Annotated in this window: 17 protein-coding genes; 6 read left to right on the top strand and 11 right to left on the bottom strand. The window is 60.8% G+C overall.

Translation table 11 applies throughout. The features are described from left to right. Nucleotides 1-23 precede the first annotated feature (23 nt). Nucleotides 24-353 carry a hypothetical protein gene (locus tag HMPREF3160_RS09100; RefSeq protein ID WP_070508103.1) on the top strand — a complete coding sequence of 110 codons (330 nt, stop codon included), beginning with the start codon at nt 24-26 and terminating at the stop codon, nt 351-353. Next, entirely contained in the window at nt 354-1,661 is a 1,308-nt protein-coding gene (locus HMPREF3160_RS09105) for a hypothetical protein (RefSeq protein WP_070508104.1), read from the top strand. It abuts the gene before it with no gap. 252 nt (nt 1,662-1,913) lie between these two features. Here HMPREF3160_RS09105 and HMPREF3160_RS09110 read toward each other — a convergent pair whose 3' ends face one another. The 3 genes from HMPREF3160_RS09110 to HMPREF3160_RS09115 are packed head-to-tail and all read right to left on the bottom strand — an operon-like array spanning nt 1,914 to nt 3,846. Continuing rightward, nucleotides 1,914-3,152 carry a class I SAM-dependent methyltransferase gene (locus tag HMPREF3160_RS09110; RefSeq protein ID WP_070508105.1) on the bottom strand — a complete coding sequence of 413 codons (1,239 nt, stop codon included), beginning with the start codon at nt 3,150-3,152 and terminating at the stop codon, nt 1,914-1,916. Next, nucleotides 3,149-3,493 carry a YigZ family protein gene (locus tag HMPREF3160_RS10250; RefSeq protein WP_256174334.1) on the bottom strand — a complete coding sequence of 115 codons (345 nt, stop codon included), beginning with the start codon at nt 3,491-3,493 and terminating at the stop codon, nt 3,149-3,151. The genes HMPREF3160_RS09110 and HMPREF3160_RS10250 overlap by 4 nt, the downstream gene beginning before the upstream one ends. Then, nucleotides 3,391-3,846 carry an IMPACT family protein gene (locus HMPREF3160_RS09115; protein WP_256174335.1) on the bottom strand — a complete coding sequence of 152 codons (456 nt, stop codon included), beginning with the start codon at nt 3,844-3,846 and terminating at the stop codon, nt 3,391-3,393. The genes HMPREF3160_RS10250 and HMPREF3160_RS09115 overlap by 103 nt, the downstream gene beginning before the upstream one ends. A gap of 87 nt (nt 3,847-3,933) precedes the next feature. Between HMPREF3160_RS09115 and coaE the strand changes: the two genes are divergently transcribed. From coaE to HMPREF3160_RS09130, 3 genes are all read left to right on the top strand, one after another. Next, entirely contained in the window at nt 3,934-4,581 is a 648-nt protein-coding gene (gene coaE, locus HMPREF3160_RS09120) for a dephospho-CoA kinase (RefSeq protein ID WP_070508106.1), read from the top strand. A 9-nt stretch (nt 4,582-4,590) separates the two neighbouring features. Then, nucleotides 4,591-6,681, top strand: coding sequence for an excinuclease ABC subunit UvrB (gene uvrB, locus HMPREF3160_RS09125; protein ID WP_070508107.1), 2,091 nt, complete (start codon nt 4,591-4,593; stop codon nt 6,679-6,681). Between the two features lie 158 nt (nt 6,682-6,839). Beyond that, nucleotides 6,840-7,913 carry a TerC family protein gene (locus tag HMPREF3160_RS09130; protein WP_083285619.1) on the top strand — a complete coding sequence of 358 codons (1,074 nt, stop codon included), beginning with the start codon at nt 6,840-6,842 and terminating at the stop codon, nt 7,911-7,913. A 118-nt stretch (nt 7,914-8,031) separates the two neighbouring features. Here the strand turns inward: HMPREF3160_RS09130 and hemL are convergent, their stop codons facing one another. The 8 genes from hemL to hemE form a co-directional block, all read right to left on the bottom strand. Next, nucleotides 8,032-9,333 (bottom strand): glutamate-1-semialdehyde 2,1-aminomutase, encoded by a 1,302-nt coding sequence (gene hemL / locus HMPREF3160_RS09135; protein WP_035755682.1) that lies wholly within the window; start codon nt 9,331-9,333, stop codon nt 8,032-8,034. A 17-nt stretch (nt 9,334-9,350) separates the two neighbouring features. Continuing rightward, nucleotides 9,351-10,364 carry a porphobilinogen synthase gene (gene hemB, locus HMPREF3160_RS09140; RefSeq protein WP_035755612.1) on the bottom strand — a complete coding sequence of 338 codons (1,014 nt, stop codon included), beginning with the start codon at nt 10,362-10,364 and terminating at the stop codon, nt 9,351-9,353. A gap of 41 nt (nt 10,365-10,405) precedes the next feature. Beyond that, the gene (locus HMPREF3160_RS09145; RefSeq protein WP_035755614.1) at nt 10,406-11,167 is read right to left on the bottom strand and encodes a uroporphyrinogen-III synthase; all 762 of its coding nucleotides are present in this window, start codon (nt 11,165-11,167) and stop codon (nt 10,406-10,408) included. A 78-nt stretch (nt 11,168-11,245) separates the two neighbouring features. After that, on the bottom strand, nt 11,246-12,145 hold the full coding sequence (gene hemC / locus HMPREF3160_RS09150) for a hydroxymethylbilane synthase (RefSeq protein WP_070508130.1): 900 nt from the start codon (nt 12,143-12,145) through the stop codon (nt 11,246-11,248). Between the two features lie 15 nt (nt 12,146-12,160). Continuing rightward, entirely contained in the window at nt 12,161-13,360 is a 1,200-nt protein-coding gene (locus HMPREF3160_RS09155) for a ferrochelatase (protein WP_083285620.1), read from the bottom strand. A gap of 26 nt (nt 13,361-13,386) precedes the next feature. Beyond that, nucleotides 13,387-14,085, bottom strand: a complete 699-nt coding sequence (gene hemQ / locus HMPREF3160_RS09160; RefSeq protein ID WP_035755616.1) for a hydrogen peroxide-dependent heme synthase — start codon at nt 14,083-14,085, stop codon at nt 13,387-13,389. Nucleotides 14,086-14,142: 57 nt separating this feature from the next. Beyond that, nucleotides 14,143-15,570, bottom strand: a complete 1,428-nt coding sequence (locus HMPREF3160_RS09165; protein WP_035755618.1) for a protoporphyrinogen/coproporphyrinogen oxidase — start codon at nt 15,568-15,570, stop codon at nt 14,143-14,145. A gap of 8 nt (nt 15,571-15,578) precedes the next feature. Further along, nucleotides 15,579-16,667 carry a uroporphyrinogen decarboxylase gene (hemE, locus tag HMPREF3160_RS09170; protein ID WP_083285612.1) on the bottom strand — a complete coding sequence of 363 codons (1,089 nt, stop codon included), beginning with the start codon at nt 16,665-16,667 and terminating at the stop codon, nt 15,579-15,581. Nucleotides 16,668-16,777: 110 nt separating this feature from the next. Between hemE and HMPREF3160_RS09175 the strand changes: the two genes are divergently transcribed. After that, nucleotides 16,778-18,235 (top strand): glutamyl-tRNA reductase, encoded by a 1,458-nt coding sequence (locus tag HMPREF3160_RS09175; protein WP_070508109.1) that lies wholly within the window; start codon nt 16,778-16,780, stop codon nt 18,233-18,235. Nucleotides 18,236-18,263 lie beyond the last annotated feature (28 nt).

An 18,263-nucleotide genomic window follows, 5' to 3' on the forward strand; every position in this document is an offset into this window, starting at 1 on the left:
GTTCTTTCAGAAAGATGTGACACATGCACTTTGATATCCATCACGCGGCCGCTACGCAGACTGTTACAGCAACCAACAGCGCCGCTGATGATCTCCAGGCTGCGTTGCTTGAGCTCTCACAAGCGTTCGCAGCCGCTGGGCACGCTCTGCCGCAATCACCGGTTGTGACAAATGGTTTGGCCGCGGTCTTCATGGGCGCGATCGAACCCGGTTCCAACACTGTGATCAGCCGAGTTAACATGGCAACGAGCAGCACAAACGCCGCTCTGAGCTCGTATGCCCAAGGGGATCAGCAGATGTCTGCCAACGTGTGCCCAGTCCCAGGCAATATTGATATGCCGGGGGTGAACTGAGTGGGCTTCAACGTCGTAGAGCTTGACGACGGGGGAGCCGCCCGCGCAGCAGGTAGCGGAATCAGTTCAGCTGGTGATTCCATCGTTGCAGCGATGAACAGCGTTCAAAGCAGTTGGAGCCCCATCGGCGGCCAATACTTTGCCCCGGAAGCCGGGCAAGTCATTAACGCGATGACCGCTCCATCAACATTGAGCAGGCAGCTGGATGCAGCGACCATGAGTGTGAAGTCCGCTCTTGACGCGTACGGAGCCGAACTTGATGCCCTCAACAGGGATCGGGACCGGATCCTCGCGAAGATCGCGGTCTACAACGCCATGAACCCTCCACCAGACGACCTCGAAGGGCAGAGAGAAAAAGAGCGCCTCAGGCAAGAGATCGAGGCCGACTGCGCTCGGCTCGCTGAGAACAAAGACCGTGCACAGAACCAATGCCGCGGCGCGTTGCTGGGTATTACTGTGGGCGGTCACACGGCGAGCAGCGTTGCAGGTATCGACCTTGCTAAAGCCGATGAGGCTGGCGGCAATATGGTCGGTAGCTTCTTCAAGGCGCTGTGGGATCGGGTTGCGCGGAACAACAGCTACGGAGGCGCAGTAGGCCCTCTGATGCAAATTGGTCTTTTGACGATCGATAAATGGAAGTATGCTATCCAATACACCCAGCTATCCAAGCACTGGACCACCGTGAACTTGGACGCCGCCGCGAAAGGCCTGTGGAAGGCGCCTAAGACACTGGACAAATTTGCCGATAGCAGTTGGACCGCAATGATATTAGTCCACAAAGCTACCGGCTGGACGCCAATGGGCGCCTCCTGGAACCCGATGGCGAAGCCAAACGGCTTCAAAGAAAGCGTCAAAGCCTTTGGCGGGCGTACACTGATGCAGCTCAACACTTCCGAGAACCGAATCCCTGTCAATCCTGCATATCAGTCCCACCTCGACACCCTCGGTAAAGTCAGCAAGAACCTTGGACACGTGGGTACAGCCGTTGGCGTAGCCACAACGAGTGTTTCGAGCTGGCAAGCCGACTCGAAAGCCTATCCAGAGATGGGTGGAGTCGAGAAGGGCGCCCGTGCAGCAACGATGGCCGCGTCCTCCACCGCAGGTGGCATAGCTGGGGCCAAAGCCGGTGCAGCTGTAGGTGCCGCAATCGGCTCCTTCGGTGGTCCCGTAGGCACAGCTGCCGGTGCCGTCGTCGGCGGTATCGTCGGCGGTGTTGGTGGCGGTAAGGCCGGCTCGTGGCTCGGAGATAAGGCCAAGGACACTGTCGGAAATGGTGCGGCCTTTATATGGGATAAGGTCTCCAACTGACCCGGCACGATGCTCAACCGGCATGGTGTGGGAAAGACCCGGGGAAAGATCCGGGGACAGACCCGGCAGTGCACCCTGTGGGTGCCCAGGTTTATGCCTGGGCACCCACGGCCGTTAACAAGCCTTGCTCACTGAGAACTGACTTATTGACCTATCGGGGGCGTGCGACCATCGACCGCCGAAACTAGAGCACCAGCCTTAGCCGCCAGAACTCGACGAGTTCCGCGGCGGTTAGGTCTATTCCAGCAGGTTCTAGACCTTCGTCTCTGTGACCGTGAAGGTTGCATCACGTCCCAGCTGTCGAGTCTGACCAATGTTCCCTCGCAAGAACGCGCGGTACCGCAGATGCGAATTCCACACAGCGATGACGCGGCCGCCACGCCCCGCAATCTCACGGGCCGCAAACAACAGCTTCTCGCCAACGGCACGCTCTACGACAGCGCCTTGATGAAACGGCGGATTCACCAAGACAAGACGAGGTGAAACCTCAGCATGCGAAGGCTGCTCGCCCAGCGGTGGAATCAAGTGCTCGCCCGCGTCAGCCGTTACAGCCCGTACCTGCTCTGCAACCCCAGAGGCTCGGGCGCTCGCGGCAGTTGCTGCAACAGCTGCAGCCGAATCATCCGTCGCATCGACGCGAACATCCGGCCAACGCCGAGCCGCCCACACCGCAACCGTGCCGTTACCACAACCAAGATCAACAACCCGCTGGCCCGGCTCCGGATCAATATCGTGCTCAGAGATCATCTCCAGCATGAATGCAGTACCAGGATCCAAACGGTTCTGACCGAAAACCCGCGCATCCCCATGTAACGTGACTCTATTCCCGGCAACCAGCACAGTGCGCGGCTCGGGATACAGAACACGCCTGGCAGCATCAGAATCAACCGGCCCGGCATTAGAAACGAGCGAGCCCGCGCCGGCAGAAACCTTCAGAACGCGGGACTTCTTGCGTCCACGCTGCGGCTGAACCGGACCTAACCAACGCTCGAGAGGCTTATTCATCGCCGGTGTCATGTGCTTGTCCCGGCCGCCAGCCCACACCGTTGCGCTATCGGCTACAAGCCCGCGCAAGGCAACAGCCCAATACTCAACCTCAGCAACAGAGCGAGGCAATTGCCACAACACTAAACCGAACCCGCCACCGGCAGGCCGGCGAACCTCATCAAGCGAAGAAAACGCAGAAAACCCAGCCATGCCGAGCTCATCAGCGTTAGCTTTCAACGCGGTCAACAACGCAACAGAATCCTGAACCGAGACAACCCCACGCAAGCCAGCCTCAACAAGCCCGAGTGTCAAAGCGCCATATCGGTCACCCAAAACCAAGACGTGTTCCCCGCACAAGCCCTCGGTGGCTGCCTGCTGGAGGCCATGCTGAAGAAGTAGCTGGTCAGTGGCATCCCAGGCACGCAACTCGGGGGACTCGATGTCCGGCCACCGCCGCAACGAACCCCAACTCGCTGGAACCTGTGCCGCATCACTACCCGTCATTGGGACCACACCGCCCGCCCTTCAACGATCTTGGCCTCGCCGGCGAAAGCCGTTTGCACAGCAGCACGCGCCGTGGCGAGGCCATCTGGCGAATCAGCCACCGCAACAGTGATGCAACAACCCGTAGCGGAATATGTTGTATCCAGAATGCTGTAACCCAGCCCACGAACCACGTGCTCAGCACGCCCCGCTTGCGCCATATTCACCGACACCACAAGCTCACGCTTCCGGTGCCACGTCACAAAGCGGGCGCCATCCAGAGCCTGCGACACCGAGTCCGAATACGCGCGAACCAAGCCGCCTGCACCCAACAGGATCCCACCAAACCAGCGCGTGACCACCCCACCGCGACGATGTCCGTGAGGTCGCGGCGCTCATCGGAGGTTTCACGCTGTACCAGGGCCGTTAGCATCGGGATGCCGGCAGTACCTGCCGGTTCGCCGTCATCCGAGGATCGTTGCGTGTCCTGATCGGGGCCCAGAATGAACGCAGAACAGTGGTGCCGTGCATCATGAAACGAGCGGCGTTGCTCCTCGATCACAGCGCGGGCATCGTCCTCGGTGCGCACGGGAGCCAGGACGGTGCGGAACACGGAACGTTGAATCTCGATCTCGTGCACGTGTTCAGCTGCCAAACGCGTAAAGCGGGAGGCCCGCACGTGCGGGTCAGCAAGCTCAATCGGGGAGGAAGTCATCGTTTCCAGTCTAGATGCCAACTACAGTGGATGAAGGACCCAGCGAGCGGGACCCAGCCAGCAGGACTGAGCACTCATGGAGGCAACGTGACGGATCAGCCGAGCAACAACCCGCGCATCGGGCTCACAGGCGGGATCGCGGCAGGAAAGTCGACTGTTGCGCGGCGGCTCGCTGAGGAGCACGGCGCACTCATCATCGATGCGGACGCGATCGTGCGCAAGCTACAAGAGCCGGGAGGTCGTGGGCTGGCTGCGATCGTCGCGGAGTTCGGCGACGATATGCTGACCGCGGACGGCACCCTGGATAGGGCCCGCCTCGGCGCCTTGGTCTTCAACGACGAGGGTGCCCGGGCGCGCCTGAATGCGATCATCCACCCGATGGTGCGGGAAGAAGCGCAGCGGATCGCTGACTCTGCAACGCCGGGGCAGCTGATCATCGAGGACATCCCGCTGCTGGTTGAAAGCGGGCAGGCGGGCCGCTTCGATCACGTGATGGTGGTCGAGGCTCCGCTTATGGAACGGGTGCGCCGCATGGTCGAAGACCGCGGGATGCACGAGGACGATGCCCACGCCCGCATCAAGGCGCAGGCGACGGATGAACAGCGGCGTGAAGTTGCAACGCATGTGCTGGTCAATCACGGCTCGGTGGATGAACTGCATCAAGCGGTCGATGCGGCGGTCGCCACGATTCTCGCGGTGCCGCGTGACGCTGATAGCGGCAGGGGTACCGACTAGGCTTAACGCATGTCGTTGGCGCAGAAAATTGATCGTGTCGTCCACCCGTTCGAGGTGGTTTCCGAATTCGAGCCCGCAGGGGATCAGCCGCAAGCGATCGCGGAGCTCAAGCAGCGCATCGAAGGCGGGGAGAAGGACGTCGTCCTGCTGGGCGCGACCGGTACCGGTAAGTCCGCAACCGCCGCATGGCTCATCGAAGCGGTGCAACGACCAACCCTTGTCTTGGTGCAGAACAAGACGCTTGCCGCGCAGCTCGCCAACGAGCTACGGCACCTGCTACCGAACAACGCTGTCGAGTACTTCGTCTCCTACTACGACTACTACCAGCCGGAAGCCTACGTCCCCCAAACCGACACCTTCATCGAGAAAGACTCCTCGATTAACGAAGAAGTAGAGCGGCTGCGCCACTCCGCGACCAACGCGCTGCTGACCCGCCGCGACTGCGTGGTGGTATCCACCGTGTCCTGCATCTATGGCCTCGGTACCCCAGAGGAATACATCAAGCAGATGGTCACCCTGAAGGTGGGCCAGGAACTGGACCGGGACCAGATGCTACGCCAGTTCGTGCAGATGCAATACACCCGCAATGACGTGGACTTCCACCGCGGAACGTTCCGCGTGCGTGGCGACACGGTCGAGATCATCCCGATGTATGAAGAGCTCGCGGTACGCGTCGAATTCTTTGGGGATGAGATCGAATCGATCCAGACCCTCAACCCCATCACCGGCGACGTGGTGCGCGAAGAAAACGAAATGTACATCTTCCCGGCCTCCCACTATGTAGCCGGCGACGACCGCATGCACCAAGCGATCGGGACCATCGAAGACGAACTACGCGACCGACTCCAAGAGCTAGAGAGCCAAAACAAGCTTGTTGAAGCCCAGCGCCTACGTATGCGCACCACCTATGACCTGGAAATGATGCAGCAGATGGGCTTCTGCAACGGCATCGAGAACTATTCACGCCACATCGACGGCCGTGACGCCGGTTCCGCACCGCACTGTCTACTGGATTACTTCCCGGACGACTTCCTGTTGATCATCGATGAATCCCACGTGACCGTTCCGCAGATCGGCGGAATGTACGAAGGCGACATGTCCCGGAAACGGACCCTCGTTGAGCACGGCTTCCGCCTACCTTCCGCAATGGACAACCGCCCCCTCAAATGGGATGAGTTCCTCGAACGCATCGGCCAGACCGTCTACTTGTCTGCAACACCAGGCAAGTACGAGCTGTCCCAAGCCGACGGTTACGTTGAGCAGATCATTCGCCCAACCGGCTTGGTGGATCCGAAGATCACGGTCAAACCAACCAAGGGCCAGATCGATGACCTGCTCGGGGAGATCAACGAACGCGTCGCGCGCAACGAACGCGTGCTCGTGACCACCCTGACCAAGCGCATGGCCGAAGACCTCACCGACTACCTCGCAGAAAACGGGGTCAAAGTCGAATACCTGCACTCCGACGTCGATACGCTACGCCGCGTCGAGCTGCTCACCGAACTACGCATGGGTACCTTCGATGTACTCGTCGGCATCAACCTGCTCCGTGAGGGCCTCGACCTGCCCGAGGTATCGCTGGTCGCGATCCTGGACGCAGACAAGGAAGGCTTCCTACGCTCAACGACCTCCCTCATCCAGACCATCGGCCGCGCCGCACGTAACGTCAACGGCGAAGTACACATGTACGCCGATTCGATGACGGACTCGATGAAACAAGCAATCGAAGAGACCGAACGCCGCCGCGAAATCCAGATAGCGCATAACGAGAAACACGGGATCACCCCGGCACCTCTCAAGAAGAAGATCGCGGACATCACCGAACAGCTCGCTCGCGAAGACGCTGACACCAACGAACTACTCAGCAACTTCGACTACGGCGCCGGCCACCGCGGCTACAACGCCCTACAAGACGACAAGAAGACCGATGCGCGCGGCACCATCGCCGCACCGAGCGAAGACCTCGCAACGCTCATCGCGCAGCTCTCCGAACAGATGCACGCGGCAGCCGCTGACCTTCAATTCGAACTCGCAGCACGCCTACGCGATGAAGTCGCCGATCTGAAAAAGGAATTGCGCGCCATGAAGTCGGCCGAATAAGCCTCCCGTAAAATTAAACGGAATATAGGATTCACCGGACCAACCGGTGATGTGGGAAGGACCAAGTGGTCAATTTAACTGCTCTGACCGTCCTCGCGGCAAGCGAGGCAACAGCGAGCAAAACGACTCCAATCCCGTTGTGGTTCGAAGTCGGCTCGATGATCGTGCTTGTTGCGATTCTTCTGATCGATCTCATCGTGATCGGGCGGCGCCCGCACGTGCCGTCGATGAAGGAAGCCGGCATCTGGGTTGGCATCTATGTGGCGCTCGCCCTCATCTTCTTCGGGTGCATGTGGGCGTTCGCGGGGCAGATTGACGCGCTTCAGTTCCTGGCGGGCTGGATCACCGAGTATTCGCTCAGCGTCGACAACTTGTTCGTGTTCATCATCATCATGACGAGCTTCGCGGTTCCGCGTGAGCTGCAGCAGAAGGCGCTCATGATCGGTATTGTGATCGCGTTGATCGCGCGCGGCCTGTTCATCCTGGCCGGTGCGGTTTTGATCGAACGCTTCGTATGGGTCTTCTACATCTTCGGCGCGTTCCTGCTGTGGACTGCGGTCAAACAGGTCATGGACCATTCGGACGACGAAGAGGACCAGCCCGGCCTGGTCAAGCGCTTGACCTCCAAGCTCAACGTTGCCGACCACTATGACGGCTCCAAGCTGCGCACCACCGTCAACGGCAAGCGGATGTGGACGCCGATGGCTGCGGTCATCCTCGCGCTCGGTATCACTGACGTGATGTTCGCGCTGGACTCGATCCCTGCGATCTACGGCATCACGCAGTCGCCGTTCATCGTGTTCACGGCGAATGTGTTCGCGCTCATGGGTTTGCGGCAGCTGTACTTCCTGCTGGGTGGATTGCTGGACCGCGTGATCTACCTGACGCACGGAATTGCGGCGATTCTCGCGTTCATTGGTATCAAGCTGATCCTGCACGCACTGCATGAGAACGAGCTTCCGTTCATCAACGGTGGCAAGCCGGTTCCGGTTCCGGAGATTTCCACGGTCTTCTCGCTGGTCTTCATTGTTTCGGCGCTCGTGATCGCTGTTGTGTGGTCGTTCATTTCGCCGAAGGGCCGCGAGGTCGCGCACTGGGCTGCCGCTCGCGCCGCCGCACAGAAGCGCATCGAGGCTCGCAGGAAGGCCGCCGCGGAAGCCGCGAATGCCGCCGACCCTTCAGCACAAACAGACAAGAAGAAGCTCGGCAAAGGTAAGCCGAACGCACAGTAGCCACCGCTCGCATAGACAGAGGCTACAAAGCCATGCATAGCGATGGGGTGGTCATTCCAACTGGAATGACCACCCCATCGCTGTCAGCGCTTCCGAAGCTGCTACAGCTACTGGAGGTCTAGGCCTGTGCGGCCGCCTTCGCTGCTGTTGGCAGGGCCTCCAAGATGCGGTCCACAACCGCATCGTCGTGCTGTGCGGATACGAACCACGCCTCGTACGCCGACGGTGGCAGGTAGATTCCGGAATCCAGCATCGAGTGGAAGAACCGGCCGAATGCCTCGACGTCCTGTTGCTTGGCTTGCTCGTGGTTGGTGACCTCTCCGTCGCGGAAGAACACCGAGAACAACGTTCCTGCGGTGTTGATCGCGTGAGGAACACCGGCTGCTGTCAGCGCCTCGTCCACACCCTTCTGGATAGCTTCCGATGCGCGTGCAACAGCCGCGTGGGTATCGTCATTCAGTGCACGCAACGTGGCCAGGCCCGCTGCGGTGGCGAGCGGGTTACCCGAGAGCGTACCGGCTTGATAGACCGGGCCGTTCGGAGCCAAGCGATCCATGATCTCCTTGCGGCCACCGAACGCGCCGACCGGCATACCGCCGCCAATGACCTTTCCGAACGTCATGAGATCAGGTGCCCAGCCTTCGCCGTCCACGCCGTAATAGCCGGTTGAGGACGCGCGGAAGCCGGTCAAAACCTCGTCCGAAATCAGCAGTGCGCCAGCGGCGTGGGCGGTTTCTGCAAGGAAACGGTTGAAGCCGATGCCGTCTTCGGTGCCCGGGGTCAGAACGCCCGTGTTGCACGGTGCGGCTTCCGTGATGATCGCGGCGATCTCGGAACCGCGAGCAGCGAACAGCTCGCGTACGGCCTCGCGGTCGTTGTACGGCAGAACTACGGTGTCTTTCGCGGTTCCCTCGGTTACTCCAGCCGAACCTGGGAGCGCGAACGTCGCAAGACCCGAGCCGGCCTCAGCCAACAGGGAGTCGACGTGGCCGTGATAGCAGCCAGCGAACTTCACGATCACATCGCGGCCAGTGAAACCACGGGCCAAACGAATAGCTGACATCGTGGCTTCGGTACCCGAGTTGACCATGCGCATCTGCTCAAGGGGAGCGATCATCGAGGTCACAAGCTCAGCGAGCTCAACCTCGCCTTCGTGCGAAGCGCCGAAAGACAGTGAATGATCTGCTGCCGACTTAACGGCGTCGATCACGTCAGGGTGAGCGTGGCCCAGAATCATGGGACCCCACGAACCCACCAGGTCGACGTATTCGTTGCCGTCCGCATCGGTCACGTGCGCACCCTTACCTGCAACGAGGTACGGGGGAGTGCCGCCAACGGAACCGAACGCGCGCACCGGCGAGTTCACGCCCCCCGGAATAACCTTCTGGGCTCGTTCAAATACTTCAGCGCTATACGTCAGATCGCGGTGTTGAGTGGTCACAGGAACTCCTTCGGTGCTCGGCCGGAAGCCAAAAGTTCAGCGGCCTCCAGCGCGTAATAGGTCAGCAGGGTGTCAGCACCTGCACGTTTGAACGACAACAAAGACTCCAGCATGGTGCGTTCGCGGTCCAGCCAGCTCTGAGCGGCGGCGGCCTCGATCATCGAGTACTCACCCGAAACCTGGTAGGCGCCCACCGGGACAGGGGAGGCCTCAGCGACCGCACGCAAAACATCAAGATACGGCAAGCCAGGCTTAACCATGACCATGTCCGCGCCTTCAGCGATGTCCTGCTCGAGCTCCCACAGCGACTCACGCAAATTAGCAGGGTCCTGCTGGTACGTGCGGCGGTCACCTTCGAGGGAAGAGTTCACGGCCTCACGGAACGGACCGTAGAAAGCCGAAGCGTACTTAGCGGTGTACGCGAAGATGCTCGTGCCCTGGTACCCCTTATCATCCAGCGCCTCACGGATCACACCGATCTGGCCGTCCATCATGCCGGAAGGCCCCAGCATGTGCGCGCCAGCCTCGGCCTGCGCAACCGCCATGTCCGCGTAGATCGCAAGCGTTGCATCGTTATCAACCGTGGCAGGGGCGTCGCCATCCGTGGCGAGCACGCCGCAGTGGCCGTGATCGGTGAACTCGTCCAGGCACAGGTCGCTCATGACGACCGTGTCATCGCCGACTTCCTTACGCACCTCGCGCAAAGCCACGTTGAGGATCCCGTTCGGATCCACACCCGCGCTGCCAACGGCGTCCTTGGTCTCCGGAACACCGAAGAGCATGATGCCGCCCAGGCCCGCTTTCACGACGTCGTGGGCCGTGCGCTTGAGGGAATCCATCGAATGCTGGACCACACCAGGCATCGAGGTGATCGGGCGCGGCTCAGTCGCGCCTTCGCGGATGAAAACCGGGAGGACAAAATCGGCTGGACGCAGCGTGTTCTCGCGCACGAGAGCACGCACCGCCGCTGTTGAACGCAGACGGCGAGGACGATGATGTGGGAACGCCATGAACAGATGCTCCTTAGGTGATGGTTAAGACTAAATGGTGGTCAGGCTTGAGTGGTTTGTGTTGGTGAGACCGTGCGCAGTGCTGCGACGAGGTCGGCGGGGTAGGGGTGCTCTGCTTGCGCTGCGAGACGGTAGCCGTGTTCCTGGATGCGTTGGGCGGTGGGCTTGCCGATCGCAATGAGCTTGGTCGAGTCCGGCGGCTGATGCGCCAACACCAGATCAGCGATATACGGGCTGGTCAGCAACAATGCATGGAAGGCGCCAGCGCGGATGAGGCCTGGAAGTTCGGCAGGAAGTGGCGCTGGAACCGGGGCGTAGGCGTCGAACCGTTCAACATCCCACCCCAAGTGTGTGAGCCCATCTTTGACGGTGGGCCCAGCCTTGGCCGAGACCGGGTACGCGACCGAGCGTGGACCTTCTACATAGTGGGGGAACGATGCAACGAGGGCTTCGCCGGATCCCGCCGCTACGTGGTCAACGCGCACGCCGGCCTCTTCAAGGGCAGCGGCGGTGGCTCGGCCTACCGCGACCACGGAAACGCTGGCATGCGGCGCGAAGTTGCCCTGGGAGCTGAGTGCCTGGACCGTGGTTTTCGAGGTCACAACAAGATGAGCGTAACCCCCGCGGGCGAGCCTTTCGTTGAACGCGCTGATCAACGCTGCATCAGCATAAGAGAAATCAATGAAGGGATGAGCACACGGCTCAAGACCTGCGTCCTCAAGGGCCGCACACAAACGTGCCGCACGGCCAGCAGGCCGCGGAACTAGTACCCTCGGAACACTCACCCCGAGCCCGTCTGACACGCACCTATCCCATCATCGACTAACTCACTACCTGCACACGGCCGAAACAGCATTGCAGGTAGCCCAACAGTGTTGTACCTAGGCCTTCAACACGGTCCCGGCACCTGCATCGAGCAATTGCTGCGCCAAGACCGCGCCAAGCTCGACAGCGTTCTCTGTAGGACCTTCAACATGGTCAACCCACGTCTGCGAACCATCCGTCGCGAACGCGCCCCCACGCAACGTGAGAACACCATCCTCAACAGACGCGTAAGCACCCACGGGGGCAGAGCAACCGGCCTCAAGCGTACGCAGAAGCGAACGTTCAGCCAGCACCGCCGCACGGGTATCCGCGTGGTCAGCGGCAGTCAGGGCCTCCCCGTACCACGTACCTTCGGCAGCCTCGGCACGGATCTCAAGCGCCAACGCCCCCTGGGCCGGAGCCGGCAAGAACTGCTTGGGGTCGAAACGCTCGCTAATGTGTTCCTCAAGCCCCAAACGGTTCAGGCCGGCGGTCGCCAAAACCACGCCGTCGAGCTCACCGTCGGTCACCTTAGCCAAACGGGTATCAACATTGCCGCGGATCGGCACAACCTGAAGGTCGGGGCGGATCGCACGCAACTGTGCCGCACGACGCGGGGAACCCGTCCCCACCGACGCGCCAGCCGGAAGGTCCGCCAGTCTCATCCCGTCGCGGCTACACAACGCATCCGTGACGTCCTCGCGGTGCGGGATGCACGCCAACGCGATGCCATGCTCCGGAGCCGTTGGAAGGTCCTTGAGCGAGTGGACCACCGCATCGACCTCCTTGTTCAGCAACGCCTCACGCACAGCGTTCACGAACACGCCCGTACCCCCGATCTGCGAGAGATGACGGCGGTCCGTATCGCCTTTGGTCGTGACATGGACGAGCTCGAAACGGTCCTTGCCTACCGTCAGCTCAGCCGCCCAAGCAGCTTGCGTCAGAGCGAGCTTGGAAGCTCGCGTTCCGATGCGCATCACTTCACCCAAAAATCATTCACCAGCCTGTTGACGATCTTTATCACGCTGAGCCTTACGTTCAGCGATCATGACTGCAAGTTCGCTCGGCTCACCAGCATGGGCAACATCAGAATCCGAATCGACCGCGGAAGTCGTCGGCTTGATAGCACGCTGATTCGGGCAGCAACCGGCGCCACACACATCGAATGTTGGGCCGAAGCTAGTCACGCACTTGCGTGGGAACGTTGGATCCAGGCGCTCCTGAACCAGGTCAGCCAACGCTGCGATGAACTCAGGGGACTCACCCGCGGTAGGGATGCGCACGAACGCAAGCCCCGCCTCATCGGCCGACTCCTTCGCCTCAGTGTCGAGGTCCCACACCACTTCCATGTGGTCGGTCACGAAGCCGATCGGAACCACCATCACGGCCGTGCGTTTACCGGGAAGCTCGGCGATGACATCGTTGACATCCGGTTCAAGCCATGGAATGAACTCCGGGCCCGAACGCGACTGGTACACCAGCTGCCACTCGATGTCTCCCACGGACTCCATGACGTACTCAGCGGCCGCGATGTGCTGCTTTTCGTACCAGCCGCCTGAGCCTTGTTCCCAGGTTGCGCGCGGGCCAGAAGTCTCTGCCATCGTGTTAGGGATCGAATGGGTCGTAAACAGGATCTCGATCTGTTCGTCCTTGTGGCCTTCAGCACGGAACTTCTCGAGAGCCTCACGGATGTGCGCGGCAACCGGATCGAGGAAACCTGGGTGGTTGAAGAACACGCGCGCCTTACGAATATCCAGCTCCCCGGCGAGCCCCGTCTCATCCAGCGCGATACCGAAGTCCTCACGGTACTGACGGCACGAGGAATAGGAGGAATAAGCCGAGGTCACAATGCCAAGCGCCGCACGGTGCCCGTCAGCGTGGATCTGCTTGACGGTCTCAGCCATATACGGTTCCCAGTTGCGGTTGCCCCAGTAGATCGGCAAGTCGATGCCGCGGCGAACCAGCTCTTCCTTGAGCGCTGCGATCATCGCCTTATTCTGGTCGTTGATAGGGGACTTACCACCCATCGAACGGTAGTGAACCGCGACCTCTTCGAGGCGCTCATCCGGGATGCCGCGGCCGTGCACAACGTTCTTCAGGAACGGGATAACGTCGTCTTGGCCTTCAGGGCCGCCGAAAGACGCAAAGAGGATCGCATCGATCTTTTCGGCCTCCTCGATGTTGCACGGCATCGAGGTATCAGAAAAATCAACCGTGGTCACAGCAGTACGCCCGCCATTTCGTTGAGGTCATCGAACATGCGGCCGGTGTGGAACGGCAACTCATCACGAACGTGCAAGCGGGCATCGCTGTAACGCAGGGTACGCATCATGTCCACAAGCTCCGTCAGCTCATCAGCCTCGAAGGAGAGCAGCCACTCGTAGTCACCCAACGCGAACGCAGCAACGGTGTTGGCGTTGACGTTCGGATACTGGCGGCCGAGCATCCCGTGCTCACGCAGCATGCGGGAACGCTCTTCCTCTTCGAGGATGTACCACTCGTAGGAGCGGGTGAACGGGTAAACAGTGATCCACTTGCGTGGCGTGACGTCTGGATCCATGAACGCCGGCATGTGGGCGCGAGCGAATTCAGCGATCTGGTGGACACCCATCGCCTGCCACACACGGTCGAGGCCAGCAGCGGCTTCCGAATTCTCGAACTCGCGGATAGCCTTCTGAAGCTGCTCCGGATCATCGCCGGTCAGCCACACCATGACGTCATCCTCGGCGCGGAAACCAGAGACGTCGTAGAAGCCACGCACTTCCACACCGCGGGCCTCGATGGACTTGATGGTGGCCTCGATGTCTGCGACGACGCGTTCAACGTCTAAGTTTGCGTCGCTCAGGCCAGCGAGCTTCTGATAAACGTTATAAGAACAGTACTTCACCTGCGTTGTTGCAATGTCAGCTTTGCTCATAGTTATCTCTCCATCACAGACGGGCCTTGCCGGCCGCGGATTGGTGTTTGTTTAAGCCTATCGTTCGGTGGTACCGGAAGGTGCTGGGGGCACGTGGGTTGTTCGCGCGAAGCGAGCGATCGCGTCCAAACCCGTTCCCGCCCGCCAAGATCCGGTGAGTTCAAGCGTTGGGTCCTCACTGAGCGCGATGCTGAGCGCGGCAAGCGATTCCGCGTGGCCCGGCAGACGCCTGCGCTGGGTTACGGGCCAGTCTTGGATGAGCCAGTCACGGACCTCGATGTCTTCGGCGTCGACGCCGGTCATCGCGGCCAAATCCTTGACCGCTTGCTCCGGGAACAGTGCAGGGTCAGGGAGTTCACCATCAACAGGTGAATAGCTCAGCCGCACGAACACACGCCCCGGAACCTTGGATGCAAAACGTTCGATGTGTTCCCACTTGGCCGAAAGATGCGTCATCGCTTTAGCGCGCACACCGCGGGTGTCCGGCGGAACGAGCACTCCGTTGCCGCGCGGACTAAGCGCCAGCTTCGGGCTCACCACGCTCAACGCGACAAGCCGCACAGGGGAAGCAGGAGCCTCAGGGATGTGCCGGGCGATGTTAGACGCAGGTTCAGCAAGGAGTTCTCGGGCGGTGTCAGGGTCGGTTGCAAGCGCTACACTCGCGGCCTCGTATCGGCGGCCATCGTCTGCTTCTACCGTCCAGCCGCCGCTATGGTTGCGGCGCAACGAGGTCACGCGAACGCCAGTCTCAAGCGTTCCTCCGCGCTGAGCGAGGACATTCACGAGCCCGTCGATGAGCGCGGACATCGTCGGCACGGTCGCAGCAACCGCAGCCCCCGCCGTCTTTGCTGAATGGCTCGCGGACCTCCGCTTGTCCAGGATCGCACGCGCTCCGCGCCTGAGGCTTCCGTACTGTTTGACGTTATCGATCAGCCCAGGCACGAGCGCTTCGAGCTCGAGCGTGCGTGGATCCGCTGAATGCACGCCCGTGATCAGCGGAACCAATAGGCGGTCCGCCACGCGTTGACCCATACGTTTGGAAACATAATCATAGGTTGAGATGCCTGGCTTGGCGCCAAAGCTACCGGGTAATAGCGCATCGGCCCACGCGCGGATGGCACCCCACCGGCCCACGGCACGCTTGACGTCCTTGTTGAGCGGCTCGGTGGGGATACCCCATAGCGACGTGCCCGGGATCGGGAACGGGCCGTGGTTCGAATGGATCCAGGAAGCATTCCCTTGCGGGCTAACAACCTGATCACTCAGGCCGAGCGCTTCGATCCACTCCGACATCGCTCCGGTACCGATCGCATAGGATTCCGCGCCACCGTTGAGGCGCACCCCATCAAGCAGGATGTCAGAGACAGCTCCGCCAGCATGATCAGCGGCCTCCAGGACGGTAACGGTACGCCCAGCGTGGGCTGCCGCCAACGCGTGCAACAGCCCGGAGGGGCCACCCCCGATGACGAGATAGTCAGAGTTCATGGGCGGTGTCAGAGCTCATGGATGTATGAGACCAGGTCAGTCAAAACCTGTGCATCCGTTGTCGGTGGGACACCGTGCCCGAGGTTCACAACATGGCCTGGGGCCTTGCGTCCTTCCTCAACCACACGGCGAGCTTCAGCGAAACGGACCTCTTCAGTGGAGAACAGAACCGCAGGGTCGATGTTGCCCTGGACAGCGGTGGTTGAGTTCAGCTGGGCGAGCGCGGCAGGGATCGAGATGCGGTGATCCAGGCCCACCGCGGTCGCATCGACTTCCTCGATGGCTTTGAGCATGTGGCCGGAACCCAGCGCGAAATGCGTGCGAGGGGTTCCAAGGTCCGCGACGTGCTGCATCGAGATTTTGCTGAACGGCTGTGCGTGTTCGCGGTACGTCGCTTCCGAAAGTGAGCCGGCCCACGAATCAAACAGCTGAACCGAGGAAGCGCCGGCTTCCACCTGGGCGCGCATGAAAAGGCCCGAGGCGTGAGCGACCCACTCAGCGAGCTTGACCCACAAGCGCGGCTCGGCGGTCATGAGCGCACGAGTCTTGAGATGATCGCGTGAGGGACGGCCCTCGATCATGTAGGAAGCAACCGTGAAGGGGGCGCCCGCGAAACCGATGAGCGGGGTCGAACCGAGCTCATCAACCGTGAGCCTTACCGCTTCGCGGATACATTCCAGACCCTCTTGATACACATCATCGAGTGCCGGCAACGCATCGATGTCAGCCTCTGAGGCGATAGGGGAGTCAAGGACCGGGCCAACACCTGGCTCGATCTCCACACCGATCCCAGCGATTTTGAGCGGGGTCATGATATCGGAGAAGAAAATACCCGCATCAACGTTGTGGCGCCGCACCGGCTGGCATGTGATCTCGGCCACCATATCTGGGATCAAGCAGGACTCGAGCATGTCCGTGCCTGCGCGCACCTTCTTATATTCAGGAAGTGAACGCCCAGCCTGACGCATGAACCAGACACTCGGGGCGGCATCCGTGCTTTCGCCGCGCAAACGCTTGATAAGTGGGGCATCCGCGGTCCCGCCCTCAGCGGTGCTGCGATGCAAAGGATGAGATGAAGGCAAAGTCACAGTTGTCATTGTGTCCCCATTATCTCATTGCAAACCTGGGAGGATTCTGAATGACACCTGGCGTTCACATCCTGGTCGCTTTGGTGTCATCGTGGGCGGTGCGGACTAGAATATAAGGCATGCTTATCGCCCTTCGCGCAACTCACGATCGCCTGGGGCTGGACGCCCTCGAACGCATCACGCGAGGAGCCGACCAGCTTGACACGATTATCGAACGCCTCAACGAGTCCCATGCCGAGCAACCGTTGTCCGGGTGGGTCACGATGGCCACGTGCAACCGCCTAGAGATCTATCTTGACGCGGATCTCTTCCATGAGGCGGTCGATATTATCGCCCTGGCCGTCGCTGAGGCCTCAGGCTTGAGCCAGAGCGAAGTTGAGGACCTTTTGGTCGCTGACGCCGGCTCGTTGTCGGCCCAACACATGTTCACTGTGGCGGCGGGGCTGAACTCCCAAGTAGTCGGCGAAGGTGAAATCAACGGGCAAGTGCGCGCGAGCTTTTCCGAGGCGCTGGCTGAAGGGCGCACAACCTCGATGCTCAACGACCTGTTCCAGGGTGCGCTACGTACCGCCAAAAACATTAGCCACCGCACGACGATCGGCGCGGCTGGCCGCTCATCCGTCACTGTTGCGATCGATCAGGCAGAACCTACGACCGGTCCGTTGACCGGCGCTCGGGTGATCGTGGTGGGAACAGGCGCGATGGCGCGCATCGCGGCCTCTGATCTGAACCGCCGCGGCGTAGCTCGCTTGGACGTGTTGTCCGGTTCTGGCCGTGCCAAAAACTTTGCGACAACCCACAACGCGCATCCGCTGTCCACCGATGAAATGCCTGCAGCACTCGCGGCATCTTCACTCGTGGTTGCTTGCTCTGGCCGCGGCACCGCGCAGATCTTGACTCAGGATGTTCGCGACGCGATGCAGCTGCGCGAGCTATACAACGCCGAACACGCTTCAGCCAAGCTCGGCGAACTCGTGATCCTCGACATGTCTTTGACCTCTGACCTGGAAGAGGAAGTGCGCTCGATCCCGGGCGTGCGGGTTCTAGGCCTCAAGGATATTTCGGCAGACGCCTCTGACCAGGAAGAGATCGAGCGCGCACAAGAGATGATCAACGCTGGGGTGGGCCGTTTCGAGTTGCGTCAGCAGATCCGTCGCCTCGACCCTGCGGTATCCGCCCTGCGGCGCTCGGTCCGCGCCGAGATCGAACGCGAGATCGAGGGGGTACGCAACAACCATGACGAGGAAACCGTCAAAGTTGTTGAACGTGCCCTGGGCCGCGTATATAAGCGGCTACTGCATTCGCCTATGATGCGCGCCCAAGAACTCGCGCGGGAAGGCGAGGGTCAAAAGTTCATGTCCGCTGTCCACACGCTCTTCGGTGTGGACCTCGAACAGGGCGGACGGGTACCTAACGACCCTGCCTCGATCCAGGCCCGCGAAACACTGCGCGATGTTGCCGATCACGACCAAGATGCACCAGCGCACGCGATGCCGTTATCCGAGATCCGTGACGCGTTCGTGGACTATGAAGAGACCGCGACCGTGATCGAAGAAGAACTCAAAGAGAAACGCTAAAACCCTGCGGTGTTGAACTGTTGAAACG

This window comes from Arthrobacter sp. HMSC06H05 (genome assembly GCF_001807395.1).
Classification (GTDB): domain Bacteria; phylum Actinomycetota; class Actinomycetes; order Actinomycetales; family Micrococcaceae; genus Pseudoglutamicibacter; species Pseudoglutamicibacter albus.